9 protein-coding genes are annotated in these 9,583 nt (G+C 32.8%); 3 read left to right on the forward strand and 6 right to left on the reverse strand.

Annotated elements, in window-relative coordinates; translation table 11 throughout:
* The first annotated feature begins 116 nt into the window (after window positions 1-116).
* The 3 genes from MKD52_RS05095 to MKD52_RS05105 all read left to right on the forward strand — a co-directional run bounded on the left by MKD52_RS05095 (window position 117) and on the right by MKD52_RS05105 (window position 1,918).
* The gene (locus MKD52_RS05095) at window positions 117-419 is read left to right on the forward strand and encodes a hypothetical protein (protein WP_242099486.1); all 303 of its coding nucleotides are present in this window, start codon (window positions 117-119) and stop codon (window positions 417-419) included.
* Window positions 412-687 carry a type II toxin-antitoxin system YafQ family toxin gene (locus MKD52_RS05100; RefSeq protein ID WP_242099487.1) on the forward strand — a complete coding sequence of 92 codons (276 nt, stop codon included), beginning with the start codon at window positions 412-414 and terminating at the stop codon, window positions 685-687. The genes MKD52_RS05095 and MKD52_RS05100 overlap by 8 nt, the downstream gene beginning before the upstream one ends.
* Before the next feature lie 169 nt (window positions 688-856).
* Window positions 857-1,918: a tyrosine-type recombinase/integrase gene (locus MKD52_RS05105; RefSeq protein WP_112056686.1), complete on the forward strand. Its 1,062-nt coding sequence runs from the start codon at window positions 857-859 to the stop codon at window positions 1,916-1,918.
* A gap of 29 nt (window positions 1,919-1,947) precedes the next feature.
* Here the strand turns inward: MKD52_RS05105 and MKD52_RS05110 are convergent, their stop codons facing one another.
* The 6 genes from MKD52_RS05110 to MKD52_RS05135 all read right to left on the reverse strand — a co-directional run bounded on the left by MKD52_RS05110 (window position 1,948) and on the right by MKD52_RS05135 (window position 9,348).
* On the reverse strand, window positions 1,948-2,511 hold the full coding sequence (locus tag MKD52_RS05110) for a WG repeat-containing protein (protein WP_242099488.1): 564 nt from the start codon (window positions 2,509-2,511) through the stop codon (window positions 1,948-1,950).
* Window positions 2,477-3,286 (reverse strand): WG repeat-containing protein, encoded by an 810-nt coding sequence (locus tag MKD52_RS05115; RefSeq protein WP_242099489.1) that lies wholly within the window; start codon window positions 3,284-3,286, stop codon window positions 2,477-2,479. Before MKD52_RS05115 ends, MKD52_RS05110 begins: the two co-directional genes overlap by 35 nt.
* On the reverse strand, window positions 3,286-4,086 hold the full coding sequence (locus MKD52_RS05120; RefSeq protein WP_347340929.1) for a DnaJ domain-containing protein: 801 nt from the start codon (window positions 4,084-4,086) through the stop codon (window positions 3,286-3,288). The genes MKD52_RS05115 and MKD52_RS05120 overlap by 1 nt, the downstream gene beginning before the upstream one ends.
* Window positions 4,087-4,219: 133 nt before the next feature.
* On the reverse strand, window positions 4,220-6,517 hold the full coding sequence (locus MKD52_RS05125; protein ID WP_242099491.1) for a flagellar hook-basal body complex protein: 2,298 nt from the start codon (window positions 6,515-6,517) through the stop codon (window positions 4,220-4,222).
* Between the two features lie 10 nt (window positions 6,518-6,527).
* A complete protein-coding gene (gene flgD / locus MKD52_RS05130) occupies window positions 6,528-7,613 on the reverse strand; it encodes a flagellar hook assembly protein FlgD (protein ID WP_242099492.1) in 1,086 nt (361 codons plus the stop codon).
* Window positions 7,614-7,626: 13 nt separating this feature from the next.
* The gene (locus MKD52_RS05135) at window positions 7,627-9,348 is read right to left on the reverse strand and encodes a flagellar hook-length control protein FliK (RefSeq protein WP_242099493.1); all 1,722 of its coding nucleotides are present in this window, start codon (window positions 9,346-9,348) and stop codon (window positions 7,627-7,629) included.
* Between the last annotated feature and the right edge of the window lie 235 nt (window positions 9,349-9,583).

Consider the following 9,583-nt stretch of genomic DNA (forward strand, 5'->3'; position numbering starts at 1 on the left):
CATTTTAAAAGATTCTATAAAGGGCAGAGAATCTTAAAAGTAATTTTTGGCAATATAATTTTATTAATAGGGCAAAATAGTATATAATTGTGCTAAAAGTAAGTAGGGGGTTATCTATGTGTGATTATTCTAAATACGAAAATGCCACGCCAAAACAATTAATTAACGCACTTTCTTTGGTAGAGAAAAGAGCTAAAAAGCTAGAATTACAAACAAAAGAGAACAATGAACTTTTTAAGTTTTTAAATGAAAAACTAAAAAACTCTCTTAATGTAAAAAAAAGAAAGAAAGAATATTTGCCAAAAGAACCAACCAAGGCGACAAAAGAGATTTTGGCTAAAAATGAACCTTTACCTTATAAAAACTTTGATGATTTGCTCAATGCTATTGATAAAGAAATCAAGGCAGAAAATGCGTAATGAAGTTTTTCAAAATAGTTTTATGAAAGATTTAAAGCTGATTAGAAAACAGCAATGGGATATTGAAGTAATCAAAAAATGCGTTGAGGATTTAGCAAAATTAGATATATTGCCTCGAGCTTACAAAGATCACGCATTAAAAGGAGATTTTAAAGATTTTAGAGAATGCCATATTTTTGGAGATTTGGTTTTAATCTACAAAAGAGACAATAAAGAGGTTAATTATTATCGAATAGGAAGACACCAAGACTTATTTAAGGGCTATTAAAATAAAAGTTTGAAAATTATAGTTTTCAATACAAAATATTAGAATCTTTTGATATAATTGCAGTTTGTAGAAATCTTACAAAATCCCGTTTCCATGAATCTTAACCTTGCTTAAGATTAAGCTTGAATCAGATTCAAATCAGGATTTAAAATATTCTTAAGGAAAAGATATGCGTTATCCCATTGACTTTAAAGATGATTTTGCAGAAAACTTGTTATTTTGGATTGAACGCTTTGTGTATAGCAAACTCAATAGTCTCTCAAATCATCAAGTGCAAAACAAAAAAGATATTATTATGCCACTTAATTCTTTGCGTAAAGGCGTTAAAAGCATTCAAGAAATCCAAGAAATCTGCAAACAATGTCGCAATGCAGGATTAATCGGAATCAACACTTATATTATTCCGCTATTAAAGCTGTATGAATATTTGAATTATTTGGGTTTGGCTTCATTAAAAGAAGTAGATGAAGAAACGCTTAAAGAGTTTTTGACTATCAATACAAGCTCACTATCAGATGCTACTAAGAAAAACTATCGTGTTGCGCTTATTAACTTTTTTGGCTTTATTGATAAGCAAAATGAAGATGATGATGGCACTTCTTATATCTTTAGGATTGAGTTAAAAAACTGGGGAGGACTACGCGGAAAAAGCGGACAAAAACTCCCCTCTTATATGATAGAAGAGGAAGTGCAGAGATTTTTAAAAGGCATTGATACTTATCCCTTTAAACACCAAGATTTAGGGGCTAGGAATCGCTTGTTGCTAAAAGTGATTATTTACACCGGAATCCGCGTGGGAGAATCATTAAATCTCAAAATCAAAGATATTACACTAGATGGCGATTTTTATGTGATTCAAGTGCGTGGCAAAGGCAATAAACCGCGTGTTGTGATGATAAAGGCAAAAAATATTAGCAATGATTTTTCTTTGTGGATTAATTCGCGCCCCAATGAAGTTGAAAATGATTTGCTCTTTTGTAATCACAAAGGCAAAAAACTCACACAAGCCTATGTTAGTCGCATTGTTGAGCAGGTTTTGCTAACCAATGGAATCCGCAAAGAGAAAAATGGTGCGCATATGCTAAGACATTCCTTTGCTACCCTGCTCTATCAAAAAAGCCAAGATTTGGTGCTAGTCCAAGAAGCCCTAGGACATGCAAGTGTAGAGACTTCAAGAATCTATACGCACTTTGATAAACAAAAGCTCAAAGCTACCACTGAAATAATGTAATAGTGGCATAAAATAAGGCTTACAAAGCCTTATTCAGCGATGAATTTACCATTTTCATCTATTGTGCCCCATTTTCCATTGATTTGGATTCCAATGGGTTTGAAATGGTCAATCTCATCAAATTGTGGGTTGATGACAATTTTTCCGCTTTTATCTATAAAGCCATATTTCCCATTGAGTTCAACCAGCGCAAGTCCTTCACTAAAAGATCCAATCTCATCAAATTGCGGTTCTAGGATAATTTTTCCGCTTTTATCTATTAAGCCCCATTTTCCATCAAGTTTAACTACTGCAAGTCCTTCGCTAAAACTCCAAGCAAAATCAAATTGTGGTTTGATGACAATTTTTCCACTTTTATCTATAAAGCCATATTTCCAATTGAGTTCAACCGGCGCAAGTCCTTCGCTAAAAGATCCAGCATTATCAAATTGTGGTTTGATGACAATTTCCCCATTTTTATCTATTAAGCCCCATTTCCCATTAAGTTTAACTCTAGTAAGTCCTTCGTTAAAATCCTCAATCCTATCAAATTGTGGTTCTAGGATAATTTTTCCATTTTTATCTACAAAACCATATTTCCCCCTTGAGTTCAACCCCTGCAAGTCCTTCGTTAAAACTCCAAGCAAAATCAAATTGTGGTTTGATGACAATTTTTCCACTTTTATCTATTAAGCCCCATTTTTTATTGAGTTCAACCGGCGCAAGTCCTTCGTAAAAACTATTAGCATAATCAAATTGTGGCTTTAGGATAATTTCCCCATTTTTATCCATAAATCCCCATTTTCCATTGAGTTTAATCCTTGCATAACTTTGCATTAAATCTGTAATATTAGCTATGGTTTCATTGTTTTCATTAACAAGATTCCACTTATCATTGACTTTGATAGCTTTTAAATCTTTGTGGTTGTGTATAAAGGCATTGAGACAAGCCTCTTTTTCACCCCCATCGCATTTTTCTTTGTAGATATTGCGGAGCATTTCACAGCTTTTCTCATCATTAGTGTAGCATTGTTTCTCAAGGTTACTCATATAAACCCTGCTGTATTTTCCGCCATAGTAATACTGATACAAACTCACTAGAATCGCTAAAACTAAAACAAAGCCGCTAATTAAGAGTTTATATTTATTTTGTTTGAAAAATTCTTTGGTTTGTTTGATTCTTCTTTCTCTTTCTTCCCTAGCCTTTTGCCTTTTTGCTTCTTGTATTCTTTGTCTTTCTTCTTCTGCTCTTTTTAGCTCTTCTTGTCTTTGCCTTTCTTTTTCGCGTTTTTCTTCTGCTTGTGGATCGTATAAATCATTACTTCCGCATTCTTTGCAAAAACTAGCTATGTCCAAATTTCTAGTATGACAGCGACTACAAATAAGCATCACACTCCCCTTGCTTCTTTTATGATTTCATAGGCTAGATTAATCTCTTTCATCATTTCTTGGGCTATTTTTAAAAGCTCGGGTGGAAGTTCTTTGGAATAGAGATTGTCATAGTGGTATTCTCTAGCGAGTTTTCTATAGTTTTTCTTGATTGTTTCAAAGTCATCATCTTCGCGTGATTTTAGAATCTCATAGGCTTGTTTTAGAGTCATTTTAGAATCATTTTCTTGTTTTTGGCGATTCTGCTCTTTTGAAGTAAAATGATAGATTTGTTCGTATTTTATCTTTAGCTCTCTAAAAACTATGAGATTTAGTCCAAGCCCTATGATGATGCTCTCTATTAGGGTGTTTTCACTATCACTCATTTGTTTGTCAAAATAGGCAAGATCAAGCAAAATACATATTAAAAAATCCACTTCTTGCTGACTTGAAATACGCATACAAGAACAAAGTTTGCTAATGCTTCTACCACCACTTTTTTCAAGTGCAAAAATCTCTGCATAAGAGCTTCTAAAATCGCCATAATCTTTGGAATAAAACAAGTCAATCTTATCAAGCAAGGAAGAGATGAATCTAGATAAATCGCGCGAGATTGAAGCGTTATCAAGTTTTGCCATTTTGGCTAGAAATGCCGCTATGATTGCCGGATTTTTCTCATAAATATAAAGTAGCTTTTGTTTGGCTGGGTGATTTAGCTCTTTTCCACAAAATATGCAAAATTTCGCGTCATCTTCTGGGCTTTCTTTAGAGCATTTTTCACAACGCTTGTAATTTTGGAGTTTGAATTTGAAAAACAAAATAAGCCTTTAGTTTAATCTTGTAAAAATGATTCTAGCATAAATTTGCATTAATATTTGAGAGAAAATAAAAGCTAAGATTTGGGTGATAGAAATAATAAAATTTTAAAATTTTATTATTTCATTGCCTTAGGGATTAACTGCGTTTGAGTTGAATAGCTTCTTGCATTAATTGATCGGCTGTGGTGATTGATTTTGCACTCATTTGATAGCCTCTTTGATAGACAATTAAATCAGTGAGTGCTGTTCCTGTATCCACATTGCTTGTTTCAAGCATATGATCAAGCACTTGTCCGTATTTTAAGCTTGTATTGCCTGTTTCTTCCCACGCTAACAAAGGCGGTCCGCTTACTACGGAAGTTTCTCCATTGATTGTCATTGCATTCATTTTGAAGAGATTTCCCCCTATTTTGCTCAAGCCTTGGTCATTTACAAAAGCAGCGATTCCTATTCTGCCTATAGGTTCAACTTTCCCATTTGTGAAATTTACTAAGATAATTCCATCTTCATTAATAACAATATTATTCATAATTCCTGAAGATGTTCCATCTTGTGTAGCAGATTTAAGTGCTGAATCTGTATAAGCAAAATTGCTAGAAAATTTTCCATCATCACTTTGAGCTAGATTGACTTGAATGCTGCCATTTTGAAAAGCGACTTCAAAAGGTTCGGCATTAGGAGTGCCATCTGCGTTGAAAGAGATTTCGCTAAAAACTGGATTCTCGCTTATCATTGTTTTGCCAGTGCTATCATAGATTGCACTTTTTACTTCCCATCTTTCATTAATAGGTGGAGTTGCTGTTGGATCGCCCTGCTCTAGTAAAACATATTGACTTTTGAGTATAAACTTCTCACCAGAATCACTATACACTTCTGTATTAGTCTCATAAGTAGCGACATTAAGCTGTGTGCTATCTAGGGAATCAGTCATTAAGACTCTCCAGCCACTTGCATCTTCTAAAGGATTTGTATCACCTGCTCCATTTGTTTTTTGATAGAGAATTCCATTAAGAGTAACCATTGCATTTTCTTCATAAGTAGTCCCCGCTTCATATTCTGTAATCATTCCTCTTGTATTTTCTCCGATTTCTTTCCACGCATTTGTGTCTTCTGCGGGATTTTGAGCAATAAGTTCTCCTGTTTCTGGATCCATTACTTCAGTAGTTGGCATATCAGTTCTTTGATAGATTTTGCCCTCATAAACAATAAAGTCTCCTTCATTGTATTCCGAATTTTCTTTATAATTAGCCACTTTAGTAGAATCAACTAAAGTCCAAGAATCTGGATTATCAATAGGGTTTCCTGCATCTTGCCCTTCTCCATTTCTTTGAAAAATGATTCCATTGTAATTTACATAAGCACCATTAGGATAGTTTTTGTCATCTCTAAAAGTTTCTACTTGAGATTGAAGAGCAGATTCTAGAGTTTCATTATTGGTGCTTAATCCTAGTTTTTGAGCTAACCTTCCACTAATGCTTAAATTCATTTCTTGCATAGTGTTATTACTAAGATACAAAGAACAATCACTCGGATTCCCTAGCTCATCAAGCTTCAAAGCTAAGTCAAGTCCAGTCTTTTCTTTAATGAGTGTGATTAGCTCACCTGTAGTTTTAAAGCCGTTTTCACCCTCTGCGCCATAAGTGAAAGTATAATCTATTATTTCTCCATTTTGTTCGATACTAAAAGTAATATCTTTGTAATTTTTGGCATCTAGTAGTTTTCCGCTTGAATCCATTAGAGAATTCATATCAAGTGCTAGGAATTTATCCATACTAAAATTGCCATTTTCATCTTGTAAAATTGTAATCCCTTTAGGGTTTTGAGCACGGTTTAGATTTACTGAGAGATTAACTTGTGTTGTTAGTGTTGGTTGATAGTGCATTTCTTTTGGGATTCTAATGGGTTCTAACACAGAACCGCCCAAATTAGCATAATCTTGCTCAAGATTATTCACACCTGTTAAAGCACCATCAGCAGCTATTTTTCCCAAATTAATCCCATACATATAATAGCCACTTGAATTAACCAAATACCCTTCTCCATCTAAGCTAAAAGAACCATCACGCGTAAAATAATTTTGTTGTGCTCCAGTATAATCAGGGTTTTTTACATCAAATTCACCATTTTTATTTAAACCTACAACAAACCAACCTTTTCCGCTATAAGCGACATTGAAATCTCCATCAGCACTAACATAAGTTCCATCATTAGTATTAATTGCATTAGAACTAATTGTTGTCCCATAGTTATAGTCATTAGACACAGAAGAATTAGAGTTAATGTGGTTTAAATATGTTGAAAAAAGACTTTTAAACTCTGGAGAGTTTGCTCTAAAGCCTGTAGTATTAACATTGGCGATATTATTAGAGGTTACATCAATACCAGTTTGATGGGTTTTAATTCCGCTGATTCCGCTATAAAGTGATCCTACCATTGCTTCCCCCTTAGTCTTTTTTGTAATAAGAAGTTACATAAATAATTGGCACTGTTAAGTGATCTCCTAACTTCACATAAGGCACTCCAGAATCAAACAAGATACTTTGCACTTCACCTCTCCCAAGTTGAGTTTCTTTGTATTGATTAGTGTTGGGATCTAGGTTGTATTCTGCTTTGACTACATAGTCTCCCTTGCTCACATAAGCACCCTTGCTATCTCTTGTATCCCATTCAAATTCTACATAACCTTCTTTGTTAAGGTAAATGTAATTTCCATTTTCATCTTTTTGTGCTAAGTCAATCTCTCGAATCACATTATTATCTTTATCAGTAATTGTAATCTTTGGTTGTCCTTTGGTTGGATCAATAGGCTCATCAAAATAAAGTTCAAATTTAATAGCTTCATTTTTTTCTACATTAAGGGCAGTGTAAGGGGTTTCAGCAATATTACCTATCATACCAACAGTATTGTATCCACCAAGAATACTGCTATCTTGAATGCTTCCTGCTAAAACACCCATTGTTTCTAGCATTTTTTCTTGTGTTTCAATTAGTTTTTGTTGCGCTTCAATTGTTTTTTCATTAGTGCTTTGCATGGATTGCATTGTGGTTGTCATTTGCTCCATAGCATTTTTCATTTGAGTTTGCGCCTCTACTTGAGTTAATTGCGCGGTTTGTGTGAGTATTTCTTGAGTTTCCATTGGTGCAGTTGGATCTTGATTTTTAAGTTGCTCTAAAAACAATTTCATAAAGGCTTCTGTGCCTAATCCATTGTTATCATCCTCTTCCCCTTTAGTAGGGGTATCACCGGGGAATACTCCACCTGTACCACCTGTACCACCTGTACCAGAATCACCATTGCCACCTGAACTTCCATTGTTATTAGCATTGCCATTGTTATTAGCATTGTTATCGTTATTAGTATTGCCTGTGCTATTATCTGTGGAGTTGTCGGTATTTGTGCTATTGTCTGTAGAATTATCAGTGTTTGTATTGTTTTGTATGGTATCATTTTCACCTGTTTTGGTTTGTGCTGTTCTTGCAGTTGCGCTAGAGGCATAATTTAAATAGTTGTTCATACTTGAAATGGCCATTTTGTGCTCCTTTTTAAGCATAATATGAAAAGCTTAAATCCAAATGAGAAATTTCCCTATTGGTTTCCTCGGCTTGTTGATAAATTTGTAAGCCATTTTCGTTCCCTTTTTGCTGTTGCTTAGGGTTTTGTTGTCTAGAATCACTAAAATTTCCTCCACTATTTTGCGAAAAACTATTACCACTCATATCTTTAAAATCCATTGTAACTTCGCTAAAACCAACATTGTTAAGCTGATTTTTAAAATCTTGCATATTTTGCATAAAAAGTTGCAAGGCATTTTGATTAGAGCTAATTTGCACATTAATCTTATCACCCATTTTAGTAATGGTGAGTTCTACACTACCTAATGATTCTGGATTTAACTCCAAAGAAATTTTAGTAATAGGTGGTTTATAATTTTGCAATGCATCTCTTAATTTATCACTAAAATGCAAAAAGGTTTCTCTAGGGCTTAGTAATAAATTATTTTGATTTTGCAAAATGTTTTGGTAAATTTCTTGGTGTATTTTTTCTGTTTTTTTCTCTTTGGTTTCTTTTTCAAACTCTTCGTATTTTAAAATTTTTGTTTTTTGCGGAATCTCTATTTTCAATAAGTTGTCTATGAAATTTTGAGTTTTTTGCATTTCTATATTGGAAGGATTTATAGAAGTAGAATTTACTTTTTGGGCATCATTTTGTTTAATCTCTTTTTCATCTAAAGCATATTTGTTGCTTGAATCTTGGGTAGTTTTTTGAGATTGTTTTCCAAAAGAAGTTTCAAATTTGTCTTTTTTTGTTTTATTGAAAATTGTTGGTGATTGTTTTTCTTCTTGAACTATTTTTTGAGCTTTTATTTGATTTTTTTCTCTTGATTCTTGGGCAAGCTCTATTTTTTCTTTAGTCTCTAAAATATTTTCTTGCTTAAAATTATTTTTTTGAATGCTTTCTTTGGCATCTAATGCTTTGTTGGCTTTATCAATCTTAAAAGAATCAGTTATGATTTCATCACCCTTGCTTTTAGAATCATTTGCTTTAAATGTAGTTTTATCGTTTTCTTCTTTTGTGCTAGGGTTTAAAATTGTGTCTGCTTTTTTATTTGATTCCACATTTTTGGTAGATTTTGGCAATATTTCTTTATCTAAAATTGCAGATTTAACTTTTATTTCTTTTGTGCTAGAGTTTAAAGTTGTGTCTGCTTTTTTATTTGTTTTTGATAGCAACTCTTTATCTTGCAAAATCATATTTAAAAGGTTATTTGCCTGTTTGCTTGGCAAAGTTTTTGTAGATTTTTGTGAAATTTGCACTTCTTGTGGATTGATGATATTTTTAATAGAAACTTCTTTATTGGCTTCATCTTTTATTATGCTTATTTTTTGTAAATTAAGTTGAAGTTTATTGGCTATTTGGGTAATGTCTTTTAGGGTTTTTACACTAGATTGAATATTTTGTGCTTTGGTAAATTCTAATAATTCCTTTGGATTTTTAGGGTTGGGAATTTGTGTAGTTTTAAGTAATTTTTTATCTGTATTTTTAAGATTGGATTCTTGAAGCATTACATTTTGCGTTGATGAGCTTGGGATAGCTTCTTTTTTATTAGTAACTTTAGAGATTTTGCTATTAGGTAATTCTGTTTTTGGTGTTTGTGTTAATAAACCAAAAAGTTCTGCAAAATCTCCCTTATCTTCTTTATCTTTGGAATGTTTTAACAAAAGGCTTGTTTGTTCGCTTTTTTCTGTTTTAATTGTAGGTATCATTGCTAAACTTTAACCATTCATAAAATAGATTTAATTGTCTTTAAGTAAGCAATTTATATTCCATTTTTAGAGACTATTAAATTATAAAAATTTATTATACACCATATGATAAAAACACGCAAAATAGGCGACAATTTGTTAAAAAAAAGAACATTTTGACACAAAAAAAAGACACAATTTACCTTTGAATTTGTATCAGCAAACATTATAGCATTCTCTGCCTATCAAGTCAATA

The organism is Helicobacter sp. CaF467b (assembly GCF_022664765.1).
Classification (GTDB): domain Bacteria; phylum Campylobacterota; class Campylobacteria; order Campylobacterales; family Helicobacteraceae; genus Helicobacter_D; species Helicobacter_D colisuis.

Coding starts and splice junctions, on each gene's coding strand:
- MKD52_RS05095 (WP_242099486.1), top strand. CDS start 117: ATGTGTGATTATTCTAAATACGAAAATGCCACGCCAAAACAATTAATT.
- MKD52_RS05100 (WP_242099487.1), top strand. CDS start 412: ATGCGTAATGAAGTTTTTCAAAATAGTTTTATGAAAGATTTAAAGCTG.
- MKD52_RS05105 (WP_112056686.1), top strand. CDS start 857: ATGCGTTATCCCATTGACTTTAAAGATGATTTTGCAGAAAACTTGTTA.
- MKD52_RS05115 (WP_242099489.1), bottom strand. CDS start 3,286: ATGCTTATTTGTAGTCGCTGTCATACTAGAAATTTGGACATAGCTAGT.
- MKD52_RS05125 (WP_242099491.1), bottom strand. CDS start 6,517: ATGGTAGGATCACTTTATAGCGGAATCAGCGGAATTAAAACCCATCAA.
- flgD (WP_242099492.1), bottom strand. CDS start 7,613: ATGGCCATTTCAAGTATGAACAACTATTTAAATTATGCCTCTAGCGCA.
- MKD52_RS05135 (WP_242099493.1), bottom strand. CDS start 9,348: ATGATACCTACAATTAAAACAGAAAAAAGCGAACAAACAAGCCTTTTG.